The organism is Brevibacillus sedimenti, assembly GCF_020923495.1.
Classification (GTDB): Bacteria; Bacillota; Bacilli; order Brevibacillales; family Brevibacillaceae; genus Brevibacillus; species Brevibacillus aydinogluensis.
The window spans coordinates 3,084,192-3,106,399 of sequence record NZ_CP064048.1 but is presented as its reverse complement, the minus strand read 5'-3'; the positions used below and the strand labels follow the sequence as shown (position 1 = coordinate 3,106,399).

Here is a 22,208-nt window from a genome sequence, read left to right as displayed (position 1 = left end):
TCGGGCAAACCTCTCTTGTTCACACACTATGCGGAGGTACAGACATGGGTGATAGCGGATTCTATCTTACAATTTTTTACAGTTTACTATAGTAGAGCACGCGCCACACTTCCCACATCCAGTGATGGGTGACGTGGTCCAGCTCTTCTGTTCGGCTCAGGATTTTAAAAATCCGTTCCATCAGATGATTGTATTCTTCATCAGACAGGTGAAGCTGGGGCATGACGATCCTCCTTTTGCATGTTTTGCTCTTGTTGGATATTGTTTCCAACACACACCTTCCATCATACGCGCGTGCCGCCGCGTTCATGCCAGCCGCCGTACCCCGCGTTCGTGCATTGGCTTGTGTGGTCCGATCAGGATGTATACACTACAGGTAGAGAGTGCCAACCGATACCAATCACATCTTGCACGAGGAGGGGGAACGGCGCAGCACGTCTGCCGTGACAGCACGATTGCGCCAGCGATGATGAACAAGTCAATCCCATTGACACACAAATTGGAACAAGCAGTCGAACTACTGGAGCGCCGTTTTCTCGAACGAAGCGAGCTGATCCGTCTGCTGCTGTTGGGCATCATGAGCGGAGAGAACGCCCTGCTGATCGGGCCGCCGGGTACGGCCAAATCGCAGATGGCCCGGGCCGTCGCTCAACTGTTCGGCTCCGAACACTGGTTTGAATACCTGCTGACGCGGTTCACCACGCCCGACGAAATTTTCGGCCCCGTGTCGCTGCAGCAGTTAAAACAGGACCAGTACGTGCGCAAGACAGCAGGCTACCTGCCGTCTGCCCAATTTGCCTTTCTTGACGAAATCTTTAAAGCCAACAGTGCGATCCTCAACTCCCTGCTCTCCATCCTAAACGAGCGCGTCTATTTCAACGGGAGGGAAAAAGAGGCGGTGCCGCTGCTGTTTTTAATCGCTGCGTCCAACGAGCTGCCGGACGAGGATGAACAGTTGACCGCGCTGTACGACCGCTTTCTCATCCGCTACGAGGTGGGCTACCTGCAGCAGGCCTCCAGCTACGAAAAAATGTTTTCACTGCCGAGCGAACCGCTGCCGGTTGTCTTTTCCCTCCATGACGTGAAGGACATCCAGCGCGAAGCGTCCCGGGTCAGCATCCCGGAATCGCTGATCTATTTCCTCTACCGCTTGAAGCAGGATATGGAAGCAAAGGAGTTCGTCCTCTCTGACCGGCGATGGAGCAAGATTGCCCACGTCTGGAAAACATCGGCCGCCCTTCACGGCCGTGAAAGTGTCTCGATCTGGGATACGGTGTTTACCCCGCACATGCTCTGGGACGTGCCGGAAGATTTGCCTGTATTGCAGGAACTGTTTGACCAGCGCTTCACCGAACAGTTGAAAGCAGACATGGAGCACGACTTGCCGCTTCGCCGTTCAAAGCAGACCGCTGAAAAGTGGATGGAAAAAGAAGCCGATCTGCATGCGTTTCAGTTTAAGAAAGAGATCGGGGCCAAACTGGGAAAAGAGGCCGCCGAGCGCTACCGTTCGCTCCTCGACGAATGCCGGTTGGAGCTGGAAGAGACCGGCCGCGACCTGCGCAACCGCCTGCTTCAGTGGCAGCAGCGGGAGCAGGATCTGACCGCGTTCGTGCGGGAGAAAAACCGACTGCTGCCCAATCCGGAAAAATACACAGTCAAATACGCCCATCTGCGCATTGAAGGTGAGCGAATCCTGCAAATGCTGCAGGGCATCTACCGTACGGTATTTGACCGGGAACTTCCCGGCACCGAATACGATTACACGTTGTAGGAAGGCAGGATGCAATCGCATGATCATTCGTGCCAGTCGGGTCGACCGCTACTTGTTTGATGCGTACCAGTACTCGTCGCGCACAGCGCGCGAATGGATGGAAGAAGCCAAAGCGCGGGCGCCGTGGTTCGACCGCGAACTGTTGGCCGATTTTTTCCTGGCGTTTTATCTTGTCCAACCCGAACTTGACCAGACGCAAAACGCACCGCCGTTTCACCGCTGGATGGTGCAGACGCTGATGAAACAGTATTTTTACCGGATGATCCACCCGCGGACGGCAGGCAATGAGAGCGCCGCCTTCAAGACGGCCATCAAGGCGCTCATGTGGCTGACGGCGTCATACGCGGAAGAAGTAAAACGCCGGGAGCGGGAACAGCAGCTGACGCCCTTGGTCGCCGGACTTAAGCAAAAGCAGGGACACGAGGGCAGAGAACAGGCCCAATTGTCCGAGCTGCTGACGGAAAAACAGGTTGCCAAGCTTCAGCTTGTCGGCTACACGCTGCAGCAGGGCAAGCGCATGGTAGAGGACAAACAGCAGGCGATGGACACCCGGCCGCTGGTGGAAGCGGAGATCCGCTCCCTGAAAGCGCGCATTCAGGAACTGCGGGAAGAGATGCGGGTGAATGTGACCAAGCGCCCCAAGCTGCAGCAAAAAGTCAAAAAGCTGGAGGACGAGCTGGGCCAGCGGGAAAAACAGCGAGAGCGGCTGTCCAGGCAGGAACGGGAGGCCGTGGCCCAGTTGGAACAGGAGCTGGGGCAGTGGCTGGACCGTTCCCTGAAAGAGACGCTGTCGCAGGAATCGGACGAATCGTTGTTCGTCCATGAGCTGCTTACGGCCAGCCAGCGCTTTGCCAACCGCCGCTGGGGGCATGAGTTGGGCAAGCTCCGGCGCCAGAGCTTTGAACAATATATGAAGTGGCTGGAAAAGTTGAAACGGCATCCGGACCTGGTTGATTTCCTTAACGAGGTGGGGCGCAACGTCCATCACGTCCGGATAAAAAGGAAGCAGATGCGCTCGCGGCGGCTGCCGGAAGAATACTACGATCTGAGGCAGTCGGGCGACATCGCGCACATGCTGCCAAGCGAAGCCGGCCTTTTGGCCGATGCGGATTACGAGACGTATTTTCTGCTCAAGTGGGTAGAGCAGAAGCTGATGACGTACGACACTGTCGGATGGCTGGAGGAGCCGCCCAAAGGTCCCGTGATCTGCATGCTGGACACTTCCCATTCGATGCGGGGGAGCAAACTGCGCCTGGCCCAGCTGTTTGTCATGACGTTTGCCGCGCTCAGCCTCCTGGAAAAACGAGACTTTTTGCTGCTGCTGTTTGGCGCAAAAGGAGAACTTCGCGAACAGGCTCTGTACCATCGGCGGCCGGACTGGCCCGCGTTTTACGCGCTGGCGCAAATGGCTTTCGGGGGCGGAACGCACTTTGATGCGCCCATGAAGCGGGCGATTCAAATCGTGGAGGAGAACCAGCAGTTTCGCGGGGCTGATTTCGTCATGGTGACGGATGGGGTGGGCGGCCTTTCCCTGTACGTGCGCGAGATGCTGGCCGATCTGGCCAAGCGCAAACAAGTGCGGCTGCACAGTCTCATCGTAGGCTCGCCCCGTCAACACCTGGTCCAGAAGTACGACATCCTGGGGGTCTCCCACCGGGTCCGCTTTGCCGCGACATGGGACTGCCAGGAAGAAGAGAACACCCGTTTGCTTCTCGATGTATTTGAGGAACGATACAAATCGTGAACAACCGCCGCGCATGTTAATTGAAAAAATCCCGGACCCTTATTCAAAAGGGCCGGGATTTTTCGCGTGCACGTTGGCGGTGCGACGACTCGAGCGTGTTTTCGCTCTATCGTCGCCGCAACATCATGGCAGACGGCGCTGTCGTGACTCAGCTTACCCTGCTGACCAAGGTGCGGCCAAACTCAAGTTCGGCAAACTTTTCTTGAACGCGTTCCCGATCGTACTCCCATTTTGCCGCTTCGAGTGAAAAATCGATCGGCGCATCGCGGAAAATCGTCGCCAGCTTTTTGCTCAGATACACCTGTTCGCGGTGTTCTTCCAGTTTGGCGCGCATTTTGGGCGTGCATGCATCCAGATTGGCGTACAGTCCGTCCAGCGAGCCGTGGGCGGCAATCAGCTTGACTGCCGTCTTCTCGCCGATCCCCGGGCAGCCGGGAATGCAGTCGGAGGCGTCGCCCATCAATGCCTTTACGTCGACGACCTGTTCCGGATTGATCCCGCGGACGGCCAGCAGGCTGGCGGGTGTGTAGTGTTCGTGCTTGCCGCCATTTTTCAGGATTTTCACGCTGACCTGCTCGGACAACAGCTGCAGGCTGTCATAGTCACCGGTCGCGATGACCACCTGATGCCCCTCGGCCTGAAGCCGCGTGCTGACAGTGCCGAGAATGTCGTCTCCTTCATATCCCGGGATGCCCAGGTTGGGGACGGAAAATGCATCCGTCACCTCCTTGACCAGATCAAACTGGGGGACCAGTTCTTCAGGCGGTGCCACCCGGTTGGACTTGTATCCCTCGTACCACTGACAGCGAATCAGGGTGTCCCGCGCAGCCACATCCCAGCCGACGGCGACGTGGGTGGGGCGCACCAGATCGATGTAGTCCAGCATCATTTTCGTAAACCCGTAGACAGCGTTTGTATAAACGCCTTGTGAGGTCTGCCGATACCCGCCCGCCCAGGCGGAGGCGTAAAACGCACGAAACAAAAAACTCATACCGTCAATGAGCAGAACTTTTTCGGGGTGGTTCACAAAAACGCGACTCCTCTCGTGTCCAACTGTCTCGCCCCATTATAACACAAAGCGTACGATCAACCTTGACAGATTTTACATCGACGAACACTGCATGGATGCGTTCAACGGAGGGATGATAGTAACACGAGAGAGCCAGAGTTGCTCTCACTCCACCGCCTCTCGGTCTCATCGGAGAGAAGCGGCTTCGCTGGCGGTTCAACCCCGTCCCGGGAGAAAACTTGTTATGAAGGAGGAATCACACGTGGCAAACAACACTGGTGGATCCAACAACCTGGTAGTTCCTCAAGCAAACGCAGCGCTTGACCAACTGAAGTATGAAATCGCTGCTGAATTCGGCGTAGTTCTTGGCCCTGACACCACCTCCCGTCAAAACGGTTCTGTAGGTGGCGAAATCACCAAGCGTCTGGTAAGCTTTGCTGAACAACAACTGGCTGGTCGCAGCTAACATCTGACAAAAAGCAAATAACTGGATGAACGAGGCCCCGGACAGGGGCCTTTTCTTTGCGTGTGCGTGGTGCACACGCCCTTTCTTTTTCTCCCGGTGTAAACACACAATCATATTCCGGGACTAGTCATATGGTGTAGGGAACAGGCAAACTAACCATGGCTGACGGAAAGGAGTGACGTCCGGGAATGAAAAAGAAAGAAGTAAAACGCCTGCTGCGGGACAATCCCGATTTCAAGGCGTGGCTGATGCAGGACGCTGCTCGCATCTCCAGTATCCGCTCCAATCCTGAAAAGGCAGGGGAGCTGTTCAGGCGCTGGAAGGACCGAAAAAAAGGGAAGATTGACTTTACCTCCATCTCGCAGAAGACAAAACGGGCAAGCGAGATGCTGACGAACATGACATCCATCATGGAGATGATGGCCGATTACAACAAAAGACAGGCGGAGCAGGAACAATAGGAAGGCTGGATGGTTAGCCTTCTTTTTCTTTTTCCTTTCCCGTATTCTTTTGGTATACTGGAAAATGGAAGGGAATGCGTCATTTTGATTGCTCGCCCATATACCTGGTCATTGGATTTCCATTCCCTTAAATGCGAAAGCCGGGCGCGTACCTGGTGCTGTCGGTGGACAAGCAGCATTTCGCCAGCCTGATCATCGCCCCCAACACGAATGCCGCCGACAAGCTGACTGTCAGCACACAGATGAACCAGATGCGGCACAACACGGAACGAATCGATGCCGACCAGACAGAGATAAACGCGGCACACTTCCGCTTTAGATGCCGTATTTTTCCGATACGTATCTCATGCCTGCCCCAAGGCCGTATGACGATGCCGTTTAGCTGTCAGCGCGTCGTCACGGGAAAGCCGCAAATTGTTTGCGGACAGGCTCAGACGCGGCCGAATAATCGACCGCATGGGGAGCACCGTTTTTTTCACAGGTCCCCATCCATCTGCACTGCGGCATGCTGATCTCACAACACGTATATGAACCCGCAGCCGCTGTGGAGACTCGCCTTTCCTCTGGGAGTGACATGGAGGTGAATTTGCATGAGCACTACACACGTACCCAACAAGGTGCTGAACAACCTTGTTCATTTTCTGGCCCCGTACGAACAGGCTGTCGATGAACTCAAGCTGAAATTGAAGGGCATCAAGTACGGTTTTTTGAAAAGAGGCCGTTATTCACCCATCGAGTTCGTCGTCGGGCGGGTGAAAAAGGTTGACAGCCTGATCAAGAAAGCGCAGGAAAGAGGGATCGATTTTCAGCAGGACACCTGGCAGGAGCGAGTGGCCAGGGAGATTACGGATATCGCCGGACTGCGCATCGTCTGCCGGTACATTGATGACGTGCGTGAAGTCCAGCAGCTGTTGCAGGAGCGGGAGGACATCGAAGTCCACGACATCAAGGACTACATCGCAACGCCCAAGGATTCCGGATACCGCAGCATCCACATGATCGTTTCCTACACAGTGTACCACGGAAGTGAAAAAATCACGCTGTTCTGCGAAATTCAAATTCGTACGTTGGGCATGAATTTTTGGGCGACGAACGAACACGAGCTGCGTTACAAATACGCCGGGAACATCCCGGAAAACGTGATGCAGCAGCTCCACGAGGCGTCCGTGATCACGCACCAGTTGGACGTCTTGATGAACAGCTTGCGCCAGGAGATTTTGACGCCGCCGGAAGTGAACACGTCGCTTGAGGAAAAACTGGAAGAAATCTTCTCGCTGTACGTGAAGCAGGATTTTGAATCAGCGGCAGCGTTGTACCGCGAACACGTAAGCGGTTTTGAACAGGCTTTTCAAGACAATCCGAAATTTAAAATGATTCACGATCTGCTGGGCAAGCGACTGGGCTAGCCGAGCACGGACGTGCTGATGCCCGCAAGTACAAAGAAAGGAACCGACAACCATGCGTCTACTGCTTACGTACCTGCTCGTTGCAGCCTGCGTTTTGTGCAGCTTCAACGTGCAGCCCGCATCCGCCCGTGGGGAAGACAATCTGACACCCAGCGGCATTTACGGGGAATCTGCCATACTGATTGACGCGGCAACGGGTCAGATTTTGTTTGAAAAAAATCCGCATCTTCGCCTGTATCCGGCGAGCATTACCAAAATCGCCACCGGGATTTACTCGATTGAAAACGGCAATCCGGATGATATTGTAACCGTCTCCAAAAGAGCGCGCTACGAAGAAGGCACACGCGTGTACCTGGGCGAAGGGGAGCAGGTCACCTTACGCAAGCTGGAGTACGGGCTGCTGATGAATTCCGGCAACGACGCGGCGACTGCGATCGCGGAGCATTTGGGCGGCAGCGTCGAGCATTTCGCCGATCTGCTGAACACATACTTGCAGGAAAAAGCGGGTGTCACTGAGACCCATTTTGCAAACGCACACGGCTTGCATGATCCCAATCACTATACGACTGCGGCAGACATGGCCAAAATCGCCCAATATGCGATGAAAAACCCGACCTTCCGCGAGATCGTGGCCACTGTCCGCCTGCCGTGGAACGGTCGCGAATGGCAGACGGAGCTGATTAATCACAACAAGCTGCTCCGCAATTACGAAGGGGCGACCGGGATCAAGAACGGTTTTACCGACCAGGCGATGCACACGCTGGTGGGTTCGGCCAAGCGCGGCGAAACAGAACTGATCGCGGTCACGATGAAAGCAGGGTCCAGCGCATACGCCTACAAGGACGTGACCGCCATGCTGGACTATGGGTTTGCCCACTATGAGACCAGACAGGTGGCCACTGCCGGCCAAACATTTGGTCAGGAAGCGGCGGCCAACGATGCTGCACCTGCGGTCACCTATCAGGCAGAGACTGATCTGTACGCCACAGTCCCCAAAGGGACGGAGCCGCAAACGGAGCTGACTGCCGACGGCCAGCTGCTGGTCAGGGCAGGGGAGATGACGCAGACGCTGCCGTTACTGCGGAAAGATCCCCCTCGCGCCGCCGCGATTGCGGATGCCGCACCCAAGGAGAAGGAAGCGGATTCCGCATGGCCGCGATACGCGATTTTCTTTGCCTGGCTGATGTTAAACCTGTTTTTGTTTGTCCTGACGGTTGCGCGATCTCGCCGCCGCCGTTGGGAGAGACTGCGGCATCTGCCACGCCGTGCGCATTGGTCCTGATTCCTGAGGATGGACGTCCCCAACCGGGCGTCCTTCTTTCGTATGGAATACCGCTTTCCAACAAACACTGAGCATGTGGGATCATGAGTTGGGACAGAGCGGATCGGTGGTGCACATGCGGCCCTTTAATTCTGCTCAGGGACGGCTGTGACAGCAGCCGTGTCCATTAGCCTCCTCCCGGCGTATCGTAGGATGAGACCCGATATTCCTGCGAAGGGGGAAACGCAATGGACAGCACGACATGTCCTGCACCTGAAGTGTCCGTGATTATTTCCGTCCAAAACGAGGCCCAGCGAATCGTCCGGGTCATCCAAGAGGCACGGCGTGTGTCCCCTTCAACGGAAGTGATCGTCGTATGCAGCGGCATGACGGATCACACACCCAAACGGGCGCTGGAACAAGGAGCCAAGGTTATCGAAGCGGTTCCCACTCTCGGTCAGGATGTTGGTCGTGCCATAGGAGCTTTTTTTGCCAGAGGCGACATCATGTTGTTCATCGATGCGGACTGTCTGGTGCCGGCTTCCAAACTTCGTCAGTACGTGGACGAAGTGAAAAAGGGATGGGATGTGGTGCTCAACGCTTCCACCGGCTGTCGGTATAACGGAACAGTCACCCAGGTCAGACGGCTGTTGAATCACATCGTGGGGCGGCCTGATCTGGCCGGCAGCTCCCTGACCACCGTTCCGCACGCCATGAGCCGGCAGGCGGCCGAACGGATCGGCTTCGAGGATTTGGCTGTCCCGCCCAGGGCGCTGGTCAAAGCCGCACTGCAAGGTCTGGCGATTACCAGAGTCTGCCCGATCAATACGGCGCGGCTGAACAATTCACGCGCCGGGCGAAACGATAGAGCTGTTGATCTTGAATTGAGCGATCACGCGGATGCCATCGCCACCTGTCTGCGAGAAAGGGGAGAGCGGGCAGGATTTTACGATCACGAACGTCATCGGGATCTGCTGTTAGTCCCTCCGCAGTTGCACCTGCGGACCGTATACAGTCAGATGATGAGAGGGACGACAGGGGGGGATTGGCGTGTCGTTCGAAAAGCCAAACAAAAGACTCGGCGCAAAACCGGGCCCAAAACGCGTCGTCCGCGCTAAACCATCATCCGGGCAGCAGCTAACGCCCCAACAGCTGGCAAGAAACAGCCGGATGCTCTCGGTAATTATCCCGGTCAGCAATGGAGAAAAGACGATTGGAGCGGTGCTGCGGCAGGTGGAAAAGCTGCGGCCCAAGGAAATCATTGTGATTGTCAACGGCTGCCGCGACCGTACGGTGGACATGGTCTGGAGTCACCCGGTCACCTGTGTGGTTTATCCGTTCGAGTTGGGACGCGACGTGGGGAGGGCCATCGGCGCTGGGGAAGCCAGCGGGGAGGTCTTGCTGTTTCTTGATGGCAGCTACGTCGTGCCCGCAGCGTCGCTGCAGTCATTTGCAAACGCCTGCTATCGGGGGGCGGACATCGCGCTGAACAACGCCAATCCGTTTTACCGTCAGCCAGCCAAACTGGACGCCGTCGCGATGGCGACATATTATCTCAACCGGATGCTGTCCCGCCCCGACCTGCGCTATTCGTCACTGAGCGCGGCACCGCATGCGATGAAGCGAAGCGCTGCTGCCGCACTTGGTTTCGACAGTCTGATGGTTCCGCCAAAAGCGCTGGCGATGGCGATTGCCAACGGGATGGTCGTCGTCCAGGCAGAGAGTGTGAACGTGTTTCGCCGAAAACTTTCACCCAAAATTCAGGAGCTGCTCCTGGGCGATCACCTGGAAGCGATACAGTACGTGCAACACGTGAAGAACTCTGACCGGATGGGTTTAGAAGACCCGTTTCGGCAGCGGGACGTGTTTTCGCACGTGGAGAAGGCGCGGATCATCAGCGATCGGCATGTCATACTGCCGTTTGAGACATAAAAAACTGTCCATGTGCCAGTACCACCGTTGTCACCTCATCGGGGTGGCGGCGGTGGTTCATTCTGTAAACGGATATACTTTGCGATTTGGGTCGTTTGTAGTACGATTACTTCGTAGGACAATCTGGAGTAGAAAAGGGGCAGATGATTTATGAGCATCCATATCGGAGCAAAGGCCAATGAGATTGCGGATACGATTCTGTTGCCAGGCGATCCGCTGCGGGCCAAATACATCGCAGAAACGTTTCTCGAAGATGCAGTGTGCTACAACAACGTTCGTGGCATGCTGGGCTTTACCGGTACATATAAAGGAAAGCGGGTGTCCGTACAGGGGACAGGCATGGGCGTGCCATCCATCTCCATTTACATCCATGAGCTGATGGAGGAATACGGCGTGCAAAACCTGATCCGCGTCGGGACCTGCGGTGCCATCCAGGAAGACATCAAGGTGCGCGACGTGATCATCGCCATGGCGGCGTCCACCGATTCGCAGGCAAACCGGCTGCGCTTCCAGCAGGTTGATTTTGCGCCAACGGCCAATTTTGATCTGCTGCACAAGGCATACCAGGCCGCCAAAGACCGGAATCTGTCTGTGAAGGTGGGCAATGTGTTCACCAGCGACACGTTCTATCAGGAAAGCCTGGACCTGTACAAAAAACTGGCCAGCTATCAGGTACTGGCTGTGGAAATGGAGACGGCCGCCCTCTACACACTGGCCGCCAAATTTAAGCGCAACGCCTTGTCCATCCTGACCGTCAGCGATCATATTTTCACCGGCGAAGCCACCTCAGCTGAAGAACGTCAGACCACGTTCAACGCGATGATCGAAGTGGCACTGGATGCAGCGCTGCTGAAGTAACACGCGGCCACAATCGAGGAAGAACTTTTGTCCGCAGGCAAATATGTCTGCGGATTCTTTTTTCTGCGGATTCCTAAAGCTTCTTATGTATTTACAGCGATTTATAGCGGAAAGATATTGCGAAGCGGATCGATTTCCTTTTGAGTCCGATAATATATATTATGTAAACTGATAAACATTCAAGAATCGCCATGTACTGGCGGTTCTCAGCAGGCATCCCATGATACAGACAGCGTCGCAAACTCCAAAGCAATAACGCTAATAGTGACACGAACAATGATTATCCAATAATAATCATCCGATGAGCATCCGATGACGTTTACCAGACAATCCTCATGACAAGAGCTCGATGACAAGTCCTTGATTGGAAACATGCGATCAGTAAGGTATCAGACACAGACATGCGACCATCACAATGGTTGTCGGATATTTTATATGATATTCCATCAAAGAACTCGTCGCTGGCTAGCGGTTCAAGCAGCATCCTGGCATAGACAACGTTGCCAAAGCCCATACAAAACGCAAGTTGTCAAGAACGAACAATATCGTTCGCCAAAAATGGAGATCAGCTGGTGCCTTGTGGATGGCTTTCTGTCTATTTTTTTGTATCAGTTCATGAAAATGCCATTTCATGAACTGATAATATGCTTCTTTTCAACCATGTACGCTGTATCTATTCCTATGCCATGTCCATGCGTTCTTTGAACCAATAAAAACGGAACGAATGAAAAACGCAGGTACGCCTTACTGGGTACCTGCGTATTCACACGACTCGATTTTTGTATTCCTATTTTATTCCGTTTTATTCCGGCTGTACGACTTTTTGCGGAGCTCCCCCCTGCTGCTGTTTGAGCAGCGGTAGAATCACCGCCACCCCAATGAAGAACAGCGCGGTAGCCACCTCGAACATCGTCACCAGCGAGAATGTGGCTTTCAACCATCCGGTGATGCTCATCATCAGCACCATCGCGCCCATGAACAGCGGGCTTAGAATGCCGTTGACACGCCCGACAAACGATGCTTCGGTGTTTTGCAGAATCAACGTGTTGATTCCGATATGGATGCACGGTATGACCAGACCGTTGATGAATTGGGCCGTCAGCGTCAGCCACAGTTCAGTCGACAGTCCCATCACCAGGAAACCGCAGGCGCTCACGGTCATCCCCAGCATGAGGAGCTTTTGCGGGGCAATTTTTTTCGCCAGGCCCATCATCACTCCTCCACCGAGGATCATGGCGACGCCGTTGACGGCCATCAGCCATTGCAGGTTCTCCTTCGGCAGTCCGAGACGTTCGGTGACGAGGAATACCACCAACGGCTGCGTCAGACCAATCGCAAACCCCGCTGCAGCAAAACAGCCGCCGAGGAGGGTCAACGTCCGGTTCCCCTGCACATAGCGCAAGCCTGCCTTCATCTCCTGCCAGAAGGTGGTGTTCTCATCCTGCTTCTCCACGTCGCGATCAGGCGGCAGCATCACAAGCACGACAGCGGACAGCAGGAAGGCTGCACCCGTGATTGCGATTGCGGCGCCGACGCCGTAATGCTGATACACAAATGTACCGACAACCGGTCCCAGGATCATGAACAGTGCAATCAGCGTCTGGTACATGGACATCCCCATCTGAATGAGCTGTTCCGGCACGTGCAGTTTGAACAACTTCATGCCGGACGGCTGCGAAAACTGCGACAGCACAGACGAGACCAGTGTCGCGAAAAAGATGGCTTTCCAACTGCCGAACACCAGCGTAAGCAGCACGACAAACATGGAAAGCGAACTGAGCAGGTCACACCAGATCATTGTTCGCTTGGGGCGCCAGCGGTCGGCAAACGTGCCCCCGATAAAGGAAAACAGAAAAATCGGCGCAAATTCAGCCACGGAGATGAGCGATACGGCAATCGGGTCCCCATTCGTCTGCTCCATCACGTACAGCAAAATAGCGTAGTTGCGGACCCAGATGCCGATCTGCAAAAATAACGCCGACAGCAGAATGGTCCGTACCACCCGGTTGCGGAACAAATTTCCCGCCGAATTGTTAGCAGTCGTTTGAGCTGTCATACCATCCCTCTTTCTTTTGTTTTTGTGTTTTTGTCATGTACATGTAAATGTCTGATAATAAGTCCAGCCGCATGTTTTGGCGATCACTCCTCTGTGGTCCGGTTGCGTCCCGGTCCGGTATTCAGCTGCCCATTCTCCACACTCCTGTTGCGTTGATCGGGCAACCCTCCACTGATTCGATTGCAGCGCACAGATTTACGTAATATGTGACAGCGGTTTTACCATGCATGAATGGCGGGTGTCCGGCACCTCGTCAAGCGCAAAAAGACGCCGGGCGTTTCCGACGTCTCACGCTGTGCACGAAGACGCGGGAACATTAATCATTCCGGCGTCTCGCGCTGCGCACAAAGAGGCCGGCACATATCTCCAGCGTCTCGCAAACACAAAAAGACGCCAGGTTGTTATCTGACGCCTCGTGCGGATTACGAAGACGCCGGGCTTTCCCCGCCATCTCGCAAACGCAAAAAGACGTCATGGTTCTTCCCGACGTCTGTGTTCATGCATGTATGGTTCCGGCTGTGCCGCTCGCCTTTCGCAATCCCTGATCCCATGGAACGGAAAGGGAACGCGAAAGAAACCTACGCTGCAATCGAACGATCGGGAAGTGTTTTCGTTTTGGCTGTTTGTACGAATTCACTTACCATGATCGTTCTTGCCTCCTTACGCAAAGTTTCCCTGTTACAGGATTCCAGGCACAAACCGTTTTGCCTGACATGGAAAAAGTATAGTATGGGTATTGGCAACTGTCAAGCAGTTTTTTTGAAATATTTTCGAAGAGTGGTACGCCCTAATTTCATTTCCGAAACAATTCAATGTAATTTCTCAATTAGTCATTTTTGTCAGTCAATGTTAAAATGATCGCATCACGCAACTCTTCTTTCCACAAAGGTTGTGACGACAGATGACGTTTTCCTGGAAGCGAAATCTCGTTGTGCTATGGATCGGGGTGTTTTTTTGCAGCACGGCGTACTCCATCTCCATACCGTTTCTGCCCCTCTTCCTCCACACGTCTCTTGGCGTCGATGAACATCTGGAGGCGTGGTCGGGCATTTCGTTTGGCATTACCTTCCTGGTGAGCGCCTTGATCTCTCCCTACTGGGGATCGCTCGCCGACCAGTACGGACGGAAACCGATGCTGATGCGGTCAGGGTTTAGCTTGGCCGTGTTGTACTTTTTGAACTATTTCGTCACCGATCCGTATACATTTCTGCTGCTTCGGGTACTGCAGGGGCTGCTGGCCGGTTTTGTCCCGGCATCCATCGCCCTGGTGGCGACGAACACACCGGAAAAACACGTGGGCTACGCGCTCGGCATCATGTCGACGGCCGGCGCCACCGGAGGGATTGTCGGACCGCTCGTGGGCGGCTTTGTCAGCCATTTGTGGGGCACCCGGGAAGCGTTTCTCTTCTCCGGGTACGTCGTGTTGGTGGCGGCGCTGATCGCCACGTTTTTCGCAAAAGAGACCAATGTAAACCGTTCCGCTGAGCGTTCCAACATACGCGACGACCTGCGCACCGCTCTGGGCAACCGCCCGTTTGTTGCCGTTCTGGGATTGTCGATGATCGTTACCGTGTCCGTCATGCTGCTGGAACCGCTGCTGACCGTGTACGTATTGCAGCTTGGAACGTCCCGGCAGGATGCGTCGCTCAGCGCGGGCATCATCTTTTCCGCCGTAGGCATCGCTACGGTGCTGGCCGCGCCTCGGTGGGGAGCGGCAGGGACTCGGCTCGGTTATACCAGGATTTTGTTTATCGGCCTGGTGGGCGGGGCCATTGGCAATCTCCTGCAGTTTTTCTTCACTCATCTGTACGGCTTCGGCGTGCTGCGGTTTGTGTACGGGCTCTTTTTTGCAGCCGTCTATCCGTCGATCAACGCGCTGATCGTCAGCGTCACCGCACCGGAGTTTCGCGGCAGAGCGTTCAGTCTCAATCAGTCCGTCACACAGTTGGCCACCATGATCGGCCCCGTGATGGGCGGCTTTTTGGGCGGACTGATTCCGATTCGCGCGGTGTTTCTCATCAATGGTGCGGCGCTGCTGGTCACGGCTGCACTGGTCAGATCAGGCAAACTGATCGGGAACGACCGCAGACAAGAGCGGCGTGCATCTGAAGGACACGTCCCAATCCAGGGGTAACGATAAACGCAAAAAAGAGGGGGAACTCCCCCTCATTTTTTATGACTGTCGCTAGCGGATAGCCGCCGGCTGCGGGCAAGCGTTTTGCGCCGTAAAAAACTCCTGGTAGAGCGCCAGCACCGCCCTGTCGGCATCGTCCGCCTTGACGCCAAAGATCATGCTCACTTCGGACGATCCCTGATTGATCATCTCCAGGTTGACCCGCGCGTTTGCCAGGGCAGTGGTGGCTCGCGCGCACACCCCGACGGAACGCCTCATCCCCTCTCCGACGATCATGACGAGCGCCAGATTTCGTTCGACGGAGACTTCATCCACATGCAGTTCGTCCATGATCCGCTTGATGACGCGCGACTCCGTCTCCTCGTCAAAAAACCGTTCCCGCAAGATGACGGAGATGTTGTCTATACCGGACGGCGTGTGTTCGTACGAAATGCCTTCTTCTTCCAGAATTTGCAGCAGTCTGCGGCCAAAGCCGATCTCCCGGTTCATCAGGTATTTGCTCACGTAGATGCTGCAAAAGCCTTTGTCGCTGGCGATACCGGCCACCGGCGCGTCTTTCGTTTCCCTGCCGGAGACGATCTTGGTCCCCGGCGCGGCGGGATTGTTCGTATTTTTGATGCAGACCGGTATGCCGGCGCGAAATGCGGGCAGCAGCGCCTCTTCGTGGAAAACGGTAAAGCCGGAATAGGCCAGCTCGCGCATTTCCCTGTAGGTGACGACGCGGATTTCTTTTGGATTGGCGATCAGGTTGGGGTTTACCGCGTAGACCGAATCCACGTCGGTAAAGTTCTCGTACAGGTCAGCCTTCACGGCGGCAGCCAGGATGGAACCTGTTATGTCCGAACCGCCACGGGAAAACGTGACAAGAACCCCGTCCGGCGTATACCCGAAGAACCCGGGGAACACGACGATGCCCTGCCGCTGGCCAAGAGACTGCAGCCGGTCGTACGCCTCCGGGAGCACCTGTGCGTTGCCGGCTTCATCCGTTACGTACAGTCCGGCTTCCCGTGGATTGACGTACTCCGCCTGCTCGCCAAGCTGGCGCAGATACGCCGCAACCAACTTGGCGCAGGTGTCTTCACCCGATGCTTTGACGGCGTCCACAAAGCGTTCGGGCTGATCGACGGGCGCCGCAGCCAGGCTCTCCTCCAGTGCGGCCACGATCTCGCGGGAAAGCTGTGCAGGAAACGCCAATCCCTCCATAATCTCCACAAACCGGTCGATGACGGCCTGCTTCTCGCTTTCCGCTTCGCCTTCGTTCAGGCGGCGTTGGGCATAAGCGATCAACAGGTCCGTCACCTTCGTATCCGCTGGATGCCGTTTTCCCGGCGCCGAGACGATCACGATCCGCCGCTCCTGGTCCGCTCTCACAATCTGGCACACTTTTTTGATCTGCTCGGCACTGGCCAGCGAAGTTCCCCCGAATTTTGCTACCTTCATCTCCTGATCCTCCTATCCCTCTAGTGAGGTGATCTCTCCTGGTTTTATCTTTCTTCTCTTCTTTTCATGGCATGTTTCCGCGGTCCCGACGCCGGCCGTGAAAGAGGAAGCCACCCTTTCGCCTTTGCGCGATGGCGGCTGATGCCGCGGCCGGACGATTGGCCCTGATGTCAATTCTTAGCTTACGCCATTTACGTCAAAAAGACAACTGTCTATTCCACATGGACATAGAGTAACACGGTTTGGCCGCAAACCATACGCAAACCATTGTAAAAACGCCTGCCATACCGGCAAGCGTTTCCTGGAACCTCTATTCACCTTTTGGCACCTCACATGCTGTTTTCCACTCCCCCGCTATCTCGTACAGCAACCGGTCAACGGTAACGTCAATGCGCTTGGAAGCCTGCACAAATGCTGCGCCCAAAAACATGTGATAGGTGTTCTCACCGCTGCCGCTCTGCCCGTATTCACCGGGCTCGCCCCGCTCGTTTGTCGCCGTTACCGTCAGCGGCAGTTTCCGATTGGTCCCCACTTCAGCATCGTTGGGCTTTCCGACAATCAGATGCATTCGAGGCAGTTTCTCCGCTTCCTGATGCTCATAGCGAATGGAAAAGGAAATGCCCCTGTCGTCGTAGTACAGTTCATCCAGATAGACATCGGTGTTTTTGATCGTGGCGAGGTGCTTCGCTACTTTTTCACGGTAGGAGTCTGTTTCATTGTTTAGGTGGCGGTCGTATGATTCAGAATCAATCGAAAAATGGATTTGGTCGTCTCCCGCGAGCCAAAGCGAATGCAGGATCAGTTCCAACTTTGCCGGCCGTTTGTCAAACGGTTCAAATTCGACGTAATGCTGCCCGTTTGGCCCTGTTTCGATCCGGCTCAGGTTGGAGTCGCGCACCTCTCCCGCTTCGGAATGCAGGGTAAAGGACACATGGCTCAACTGTTCGTGTGGTTCCGGGGAACGGAAGCGAAAGTACAGCCGATTGACCGTCGTGCCCAGTTCCAGGGACTCCAGGGTGATCGTGCGGTCCATCGCGTGCAGTTCCTGCTTCAACGGTACCGAGACCGTCACCTCCTGGCGAACGTCAAAACGAATGGGGAGAGTAATATCAGGCAGCGGAATGGTTTGTCCCCCGATGCTCACAGATACATCCCGCAGTACGATCTCGTCGACCTTGGACAAAATGTCGGTCATGCCATCCTTGTAAAGCGGGTTGGTGGTCGCGCGGTTGTAAAACCGCCCGTCGTAAATGACACCTTCATTTGGTTCCCAGTTCAAGGTAAAGAGCGGATGGCCCGGTCCATCCTGCTGATCCCCCGGCAGCCCCATCACAAACGAGACAATCGGCACCTCCCTCTCATTGGGGAGAGCCCCCAGAAATCCGGAAGGTACGTCAATGCTGGTAAAGAAAAAAACATGGTTGCTGTTGTACCAGATCTCGTCGATCGACAATGTGCGGCCGGTACCGGGTACAGGGATCTTCATGTCAAAGGTACGGACAAGATCCAATTCTTCCGCCCGTTTCAGTCCAGGGGTCTTGGTATATTGATACTGCTTGACTTCCTCCCACCTGTCGACTTTGATCACCTTCTGATCGACTGGTTGGTCCCATCGTTTCACAGCAAACAGGACTAGAAGCAAAACGACCAGAAGGATGACTCCTGTTCGTCTGTTACCGTACACCTTTTCCATTCCCCCCTGGATTGCAACAAGCGTGCTCAGCATTTCGCGAAACACCCATATTATACCAACGGGAACGAAATTGATCTAGGAGCGAACTCTTTCCACGTGAAAAAGCCCGACTCGACAAGCGAATCGGGCCATTCGTCCGAACCGGAGATTTACCTAATGTATCCCAGACCGTGACCAAACGGGTACAGGGTACCGCCTTTCCCGTCCGGAATGCTGACCGGCAGTGTTCCCGTCGGCTCGTTTTGACCGAAGATCGTCTCTGCTGTCGCGTGAAAGCTGGCGGTGCGAAAGCCGTATTGGGCCAGGTAGGCATCCACTTCCGGGTACGCCATGATGTCGTACGGATTGCGGATGCCCACGCCGATCACGGGGGTGTCCGCTTGCTGGCTGATCTCCCGGTAGAGTTTCATCAACGGGTTGTCCGAGGAACGTCCCTTTACGTCAAACGTGTAGGAACCGATAATGACCGCGTCTGCCTCCTCCACCTGCTTTCGCTGTTCGTCAGTCAGGGTGTTGTTTGTCACCTTGATCGTGACGGTGTTGGCATGATGTTTCCTGATGGCATCAGCCAGTTCGTCGACATACGTGGTGCCCACCACCGCAATGGTCGCTTTTTCGTCCATGTTGAGCGGCAGTACCCCGTCGTTTTTAACCAGGGTCACAGAACGAGCGGCTGCTTCCGCTTCCACCCGCTTGTGCTCCGCCGAGCCGACCACCTCGAGGGCACGGGCGATCTGGTCCTGTACATCAGCGGGCTGCTCGGCTTTAAAAATTCCCCGTTTTACTTTCAACGTCATAATCCGGCGGACGGACTGGTCGATCCGTTCTTCGCTGATTGTGCCGTCGCTGACGGCTTTCAGGACACCGTTTGTCACTTCTTCCAGTCCAACCGGCATCAGCACGATGTCCACGCCCGCCTGTATCGCGCGAATGGCAGCGTCCACCGGACCAAAGTGGTCGGCGATCGCCTGCATGTCCATCGCATCGGTGGAGACCACGCCGTCAAAGCCCAGTTCGTCGCGGATCAACCCGGTGATCACTTTGGGAGACAGGGTGGCAGGCAGTGAGATTTCCGTTCCGTCTTTGCGGGAGACGACTTTGGTGTCGTCGATTTTCGGGAAGGTAACATGGGCCGTCATAATTGCGTCCACCCCCGCTTCCATCGCCTGCTTGAACGGGTACAGCTCCACATTCATCAGCCGTTCCTTGTCGTGGGGAATTTCCGGCAGTCCCAAATGGGAATCGACAGCCGTATCACCGTGGCCGGGGAAGTGTTTGGCCGTAGCAGCTACGCCGTATTCCTGCAGTCCTTTGATGTAGGCCTCACCCATCTCGGCCACGAGCTTGGGATCTTCACCAAATGACCGCACGCCGATCACCGGATTGTCCGGGTTGTTGTTGACGTCCATGACCGGGGCAAAGTTGGTGTTGATGCCCAGGACGGAAAGCTCCCTGCCGATCACCTTGCCCACCTGATGGGCCAGTTCCGTGGAACGGGTGGCTCCGAGGGCCATGTTCCCCGGTGTGTCGGTGCCCTGCTGCAGCCGGGTCACGATGCCTCCCTCCTGGTCGATCGTCACGAGCAACCCGTATTTTTCCGCCGCCTGCTGGTAGTCGTGGACGAGACGGACCGTTTGCGCGGTATCCACCACGTTTTCCCTGAACAAAATGACACCGCCGATGTGGTACTTCTTCACCAGCTCTTCAATTTCCGGAAGCATGCGGGTCACATCGGTGCCGTTCCACTTGCGGAAGTCGGGCATCATCATCTGGCCAACTTTTTCTTCCAGCGTCATGCCGGCGATCGCTTTGCCGATGATGTCGTACCGCTTCCCTTTCTGCTTGACGATCTGTACCTGCGGCTCCCCTTTTTCCTTGTAGTCAATGGCGATGCGATCCTCAAATTTGCCGTCCGTTACGGAGATGAAGGTTCTGCCGTTGTGTCCGGTAATCGTGACGGTGCCCTGCGCATCGACACTGGCCACATTTTTGTTGGAGGAGTGCCATCTCAGCTTGCGCGACGTCTGCTCAAAATGGCCGTCCGCGTACAGATGCAGCGCCTGAAGCTGCAGCGTCATGCCCGACACGACCGCATCTGCCTCGGGGATGTTCAGGCTGATGATCAAATCGGTGACGCCGACCTTGTCTCCTTCTGGAGTCACAGGCGCTGCGTCTGCGCCAATCACGGCCGGGCAGAACATCAGCAGCAGCGCGAAGAAAATTGCCAGCCCTGCATGCTTTTTGTGCTTCACGATTATCTCCCCCTGTTTTTGCCTTCGTATGTCCAGCCTAGCGGGTTCCAGACGGTTTTAACCGGCTTGCCGGACGGGTCGGTAATGGTCGGGTTCTGCACATACCAGCCTCGGCCGTTCACGCTGGGATCGGTAGCGTAGCGGAACCGGACCTGTTGTGTACCAGCAGGAAGCTGCCACGCAACCGTCTGCCAGTCGCCTTCACCGGTAAGCGCAGTCCCCACCTCTGTCCATTGTTCGCCGTCTACAGACGCTTCCACATGGCCGAAGTCGCTCTCGTTTTCGATCCGGTACCAGGTGTCAAATGTGAGGAGTCCCCCTTCTGGCAGATCGGCCGTTGCCGTCAATGTGTTGTCCAGCTCATCGCCTGTCCCCGCAAACCAGGCACCGTCCTTTCCGGGCAGGTCCACCGGGATCGCCAGTGCGGCCAGACGAGCGACTCCCCGGCGAACCGGGTTGGTGGAGACGGTGTTGCGGGTGGGATGGACGCGGTTGGTCAGCACGATGCAGATCGTGTCGTTGTTGGGACTGACGACGATCGACGTGCCGGTGTAGCCGGTATGCCCCATGGTCCGGCTGTCGCCCAGCGCGTCCATGTACCAGCCCTGGTTCAGCTCCCAACCAAGCCCATGGTCGTCCCCAGGGAATTCCGGGATCTGGTTTTCCATCATCAGCTTCACCGATTGTTTGGACAAAATCCGCTTTCCGGCGTAGGTGCCGCCGTTGAGCATCATCTGTGCAAAGACAGCCAAATCGCGGGCAGTGCTGAACACCCCGGCATGCCCGGCGACGCCGTCCAGCGCCCATGCATTCTCATCATGCACCTGGCCCCAGACCAGCTCCCGGTTTGTCCAGGGCTGGTACTCCGTCGCCGCCGTCCGTTTCTGCAAGCGCTCAGGCGGATTGTACATCGTATCCGTCATGCGCAGGGGCTTGGTGATGTGCTCACGGACGTATTCGTCCAGGCGCTGGCCGCTCAGTTTCTCCACCAGCACCCCCAGTGCAATCAGGTTGAGGTCGCTGTATACGTACGCACTGCCAGGCTTGTTGACAAGGGGATGGCGAACAGCGATCTCCAGCCGCTCCTCCCGGCTGTTCCCCATCTTGTACAGGGGAATGAATGGTTCAAAGCCGGAGGTGTGGGTCAAGAGCTGTCGAATGGTCACGTCCTCCTTGCCGTTTTCCGCAAACGCCGGGATGTACCTGGCCACCGGATCATCCAGTTGGAACAGCCCTTGCTCGTGAAGCTGCATGACGGCGGTGGAGGTAAACAGCTTGCTGATTGACGCCAGGTCAAAGATGGTGTCGGTCCGCATCGCTACTGGTTGGTCCAGCAAATTCCCCTGGTCGTCGGCGAAGCGGGCGGCATAGCCATACGCCTGTTCCTTGACAATCACTCCGCGTCTGGCGATCAGCACGACCGCACCCGGCATCACGCCGTCCTGGATTGCCGTTTCAATGAATGAGTCGATTTCTCGCAACGGTGCAGGCGTCATCCCTGCGGCGGCAGGTGCTCCCGGATGCAGGATGGCGGAGGAGGGGCCGGGTTTGTCCCAGGGATGAGACAGCGGGTGCTTGACAGGCTTTGTCTTTTTTTCCTGCGCTTCCAATGCCGAGTGCGCCTCTTCGCCGTGCTTGGCGGCAACTGTCGGCAGTATGAACGCTCCCCATGACAAGCAGACGCACAGTCCAATCATTGCGGCGCGTTTGTTCATCGTCTACTCC

At 55.8% G+C, this 22,208-nt stretch carries 17 protein-coding genes; 10 read left to right on the top strand and 7 right to left on the bottom strand.

Annotation, left to right across the window (positions count from 1 at the left end; genetic code table 11):
* Positions 1-76 precede the first annotated feature (76 nt).
* Complete coding sequence (locus IRT44_RS15235; RefSeq protein WP_171564839.1) at positions 77-223, bottom strand: hypothetical protein; 147 nt, start codon at positions 221-223, stop codon at positions 77-79.
* A gap of 246 nt (positions 224-469) precedes the next feature.
* On the opposite strand from IRT44_RS15235, the gene IRT44_RS15230 reads away from it, so the two are divergent.
* Both IRT44_RS15230 and IRT44_RS15225 read left to right on the top strand, forming a co-directional pair.
* On the top strand, positions 470-1,771 hold the full coding sequence (locus tag IRT44_RS15230) for an AAA family ATPase (protein WP_171565018.1): 1,302 nt from the start codon (positions 470-472) through the stop codon (positions 1,769-1,771).
* Positions 1,772-1,790: 19 nt separating this feature from the next.
* Entirely contained in the window at positions 1,791-3,515 is a 1,725-nt protein-coding gene (locus IRT44_RS15225) for a hypothetical protein (protein WP_171564840.1), read from the top strand.
* A gap of 148 nt (positions 3,516-3,663) precedes the next feature.
* On the opposite strand, the gene IRT44_RS15220 is transcribed toward IRT44_RS15225, so the two are convergent.
* Positions 3,664-4,542, bottom strand: coding sequence for a 5'-3' exonuclease (locus IRT44_RS15220; RefSeq protein ID WP_171564841.1), 879 nt, complete (start codon positions 4,540-4,542; stop codon positions 3,664-3,666).
* Positions 4,543-4,786: 244 nt separating this feature from the next.
* Here IRT44_RS15220 and IRT44_RS15215 point away from each other — a divergent pair, with 244 nt between their 5' ends.
* The 7 genes from IRT44_RS15215 to deoD all read left to right on the top strand — a co-directional run bounded on the left by IRT44_RS15215 (position 4,787) and on the right by deoD (position 10,908).
* Positions 4,787-4,990, top strand: coding sequence for an alpha/beta-type small acid-soluble spore protein (locus IRT44_RS15215; protein ID WP_304414317.1), 204 nt, complete (start codon positions 4,787-4,789; stop codon positions 4,988-4,990).
* 188 nt (positions 4,991-5,178) lie between these two features.
* On the top strand, positions 5,179-5,451 hold the full coding sequence (locus IRT44_RS15210; RefSeq protein WP_171564843.1) for a hypothetical protein: 273 nt from the start codon (positions 5,179-5,181) through the stop codon (positions 5,449-5,451).
* Positions 5,452-6,041: 590 nt separating this feature from the next.
* Positions 6,042-6,857, top strand: a complete 816-nt coding sequence (locus IRT44_RS15205) for a GTP pyrophosphokinase (RefSeq protein WP_171564844.1) — start codon at positions 6,042-6,044, stop codon at positions 6,855-6,857.
* A 52-nt stretch (positions 6,858-6,909) separates the two neighbouring features.
* Positions 6,910-8,139, top strand: a complete 1,230-nt coding sequence (locus IRT44_RS15200; protein WP_230076926.1) for a D-alanyl-D-alanine carboxypeptidase family protein — start codon at positions 6,910-6,912, stop codon at positions 8,137-8,139.
* A 227-nt stretch (positions 8,140-8,366) separates the two neighbouring features.
* A complete protein-coding gene (locus tag IRT44_RS15195) occupies positions 8,367-9,236 on the top strand; it encodes a glycosyltransferase family 2 protein (protein WP_230076925.1) in 870 nt (289 codons plus the stop codon).
* A 52-nt stretch (positions 9,237-9,288) separates the two neighbouring features.
* Positions 9,289-10,050 carry a glycosyltransferase family 2 protein gene (locus tag IRT44_RS15190; protein WP_171564847.1) on the top strand — a complete coding sequence of 254 codons (762 nt, stop codon included), beginning with the start codon at positions 9,289-9,291 and terminating at the stop codon, positions 10,048-10,050.
* A gap of 150 nt (positions 10,051-10,200) precedes the next feature.
* Complete coding sequence (gene deoD / locus IRT44_RS15185) at positions 10,201-10,908, top strand: purine-nucleoside phosphorylase (RefSeq protein WP_171564848.1); 708 nt, start codon at positions 10,201-10,203, stop codon at positions 10,906-10,908.
* Between the two features lie 802 nt (positions 10,909-11,710).
* Here deoD and IRT44_RS15180 read toward each other — a convergent pair.
* Entirely contained in the window at positions 11,711-12,964 is a 1,254-nt protein-coding gene (locus tag IRT44_RS15180; RefSeq protein ID WP_171564849.1) for an MFS transporter, read from the bottom strand.
* Positions 12,965-13,865: 901 nt separating this feature from the next.
* Here IRT44_RS15180 and IRT44_RS15175 point away from each other — a divergent pair.
* Positions 13,866-15,098, top strand: a complete 1,233-nt coding sequence (locus IRT44_RS15175; protein WP_230076924.1) for an MFS transporter — start codon at positions 13,866-13,868, stop codon at positions 15,096-15,098.
* A gap of 51 nt (positions 15,099-15,149) precedes the next feature.
* Here the strand turns inward: IRT44_RS15175 and IRT44_RS15170 are convergent, their stop codons facing one another.
* The 4 genes from IRT44_RS15170 to IRT44_RS15155 all read right to left on the bottom strand — a co-directional run bounded on the left by IRT44_RS15170 (position 15,150) and on the right by IRT44_RS15155 (position 22,198).
* Positions 15,150-16,538: an aspartate kinase gene (locus IRT44_RS15170; protein ID WP_171564851.1), complete on the bottom strand. Its 1,389-nt coding sequence runs from the start codon at positions 16,536-16,538 to the stop codon at positions 15,150-15,152.
* Positions 16,539-16,848: 310 nt separating this feature from the next.
* Positions 16,849-18,264 (bottom strand): hypothetical protein, encoded by a 1,416-nt coding sequence (locus IRT44_RS15165; RefSeq protein ID WP_230076923.1) that lies wholly within the window; start codon positions 18,262-18,264, stop codon positions 16,849-16,851.
* Between the two features lie 116 nt (positions 18,265-18,380).
* The gene (nagZ, locus tag IRT44_RS15160; RefSeq protein WP_230077889.1) at positions 18,381-20,432 is read right to left on the bottom strand and encodes a beta-N-acetylhexosaminidase; all 2,052 of its coding nucleotides are present in this window, start codon (positions 20,430-20,432) and stop codon (positions 18,381-18,383) included.
* A 53-nt stretch (positions 20,433-20,485) separates the two neighbouring features.
* Positions 20,486-22,198, bottom strand: coding sequence for a serine hydrolase domain-containing protein (locus IRT44_RS15155; RefSeq protein ID WP_230076922.1), 1,713 nt, complete (start codon positions 22,196-22,198; stop codon positions 20,486-20,488).
* Positions 22,199-22,208 lie beyond the last annotated feature (10 nt).

What these genes read in the sequence shown, in the direction of transcription:
- IRT44_RS15235 (WP_171564839.1), bottom strand. Translation starts at nt 223, where the DNA reads ATGCCCCAGCTTCACCTGTCTGATGAAGAATACAATCATCTGATGGAA.
- IRT44_RS15230 (WP_171565018.1), top strand. Translation starts at nt 470, where the DNA reads ATGAACAAGTCAATCCCATTGACACACAAATTGGAACAAGCAGTCGAA.
- IRT44_RS15225 (WP_171564840.1), top strand. Translation starts at nt 1,791, where the DNA reads ATGATCATTCGTGCCAGTCGGGTCGACCGCTACTTGTTTGATGCGTAC.
- IRT44_RS15210 (WP_171564843.1), top strand. Translation starts at nt 5,179, where the DNA reads ATGAAAAAGAAAGAAGTAAAACGCCTGCTGCGGGACAATCCCGATTTC.
- IRT44_RS15205 (WP_171564844.1), top strand. Translation starts at nt 6,042, where the DNA reads ATGAGCACTACACACGTACCCAACAAGGTGCTGAACAACCTTGTTCAT.
- IRT44_RS15200 (WP_230076926.1), top strand. Translation starts at nt 6,910, where the DNA reads ATGCGTCTACTGCTTACGTACCTGCTCGTTGCAGCCTGCGTTTTGTGC.
- IRT44_RS15195 (WP_230076925.1), top strand. Translation starts at nt 8,367, where the DNA reads ATGGACAGCACGACATGTCCTGCACCTGAAGTGTCCGTGATTATTTCC.
- IRT44_RS15190 (WP_171564847.1), top strand. Translation starts at nt 9,289, where the DNA reads ATGCTCTCGGTAATTATCCCGGTCAGCAATGGAGAAAAGACGATTGGA.
- deoD (WP_171564848.1), top strand. Translation starts at nt 10,201, where the DNA reads ATGAGCATCCATATCGGAGCAAAGGCCAATGAGATTGCGGATACGATT.
- IRT44_RS15180 (WP_171564849.1), bottom strand. Translation starts at nt 12,964, where the DNA reads ATGACAGCTCAAACGACTGCTAACAATTCGGCGGGAAATTTGTTCCGC.
- IRT44_RS15175 (WP_230076924.1), top strand. Translation starts at nt 13,866, where the DNA reads ATGACGTTTTCCTGGAAGCGAAATCTCGTTGTGCTATGGATCGGGGTG.
- IRT44_RS15170 (WP_171564851.1), bottom strand. Translation starts at nt 16,538, where the DNA reads ATGAAGGTAGCAAAATTCGGGGGAACTTCGCTGGCCAGTGCCGAGCAG.
- IRT44_RS15165 (WP_230076923.1), bottom strand. Translation starts at nt 18,264, where the DNA reads ATGCTGAGCACGCTTGTTGCAATCCAGGGGGGAATGGAAAAGGTGTAC.
- nagZ (WP_230077889.1), bottom strand. Translation starts at nt 20,432, where the DNA reads ATGTTCTGCCCGGCCGTGATTGGCGCAGACGCAGCGCCTGTGACTCCA.
- IRT44_RS15155 (WP_230076922.1), bottom strand. Translation starts at nt 22,198, where the DNA reads ATGAACAAACGCGCCGCAATGATTGGACTGTGCGTCTGCTTGTCATGG.